Raw genomic sequence first — 830 nt, 5'->3', positions numbered from 1 at the left:
TTTGTAGCCAGCATCGGTTGCACCACAGTTGAACTTAGAATTATCGCCTCGGCTCGTCCCGTATCGATCTTTCATTGCATTTTGGTGATGCTGTAACAGCACAAACTCTTGCGTCAACGCGATCATAGCTTTGGCTGCGACCATATCTTCCATCGTCTCAAACACAATAGTCATGCGGGCTGCATCTTTTAAATCACCAATATCGTAGTGGCGTTTACGGTTGGTAATTTTGTCGAGTGCACCATGAAAATCTTTTACACCAAAATAGGCCCCAGGTGGCTGCTTTACAGTACCGTTACAGACGGAAGCAATACGAACTGCATATTCTTTTAGTGCTTCCTGAGCTTCAACAGTTTCCATAAACATGAGGAACAACTGCTTCTTCTTTAATGACGCATTGGCAAGCTGGTTCTTCGCTTTAAAGTCAGAGTTTCCACCTTTGATCTGCTGACTAGACGTTTCATCAAGATAGTTATGAATCTTCTCTTTCTGAGTCATTATCTCGAGAATTGTTTGATCTTGTTGCTTGTTAGCATCGTTTAGATAATCGAAGTTTTCGACTTTATGTTTGAGGGCTTGAAGTCTTTGGTTGTAATCTTCGACATTTACGAGACGGAACCCTTGAGACATGTTCCCTTGCTGGTTAATTTTGGCGAGTACTTTTGCTTTATTCTTTCTAACCAATTCTTGGCTAATTTGTATATCTTCCGTGGTCGGCATATTTCGCTCCATCAAAATGACATGCACTTGATCCTGATACTGTCCATTAACTGGGATTCTAGTTCATCGAGCTTGTATTGGCATTGTTCACTAACGATAAATATATAAAT

At 40.8% G+C, this 830-nt stretch carries 1 pseudogene; it reads right to left on the bottom strand.

Features of this window, described 5'->3' with window-relative positions:
- Window positions 1–720 (bottom strand): annotated as a pseudogene (locus L4C33_RS22540) (hypothetical protein); the annotation flags it as partial.
- Between the last annotated feature and the right edge of the window lie 110 nt (window positions 721–830).

Origin of the sequence: Vibrio makurazakiensis (assembly GCF_050337375.1) — a bacterium.
Classification (GTDB): Bacteria; Pseudomonadota; Gammaproteobacteria; order Enterobacterales; family Vibrionaceae; genus Vibrio; species Vibrio makurazakiensis.
Note: the sequence above shows the minus strand (reverse complement) of the source record. Positions and strands in the feature narration are given on the sequence as shown.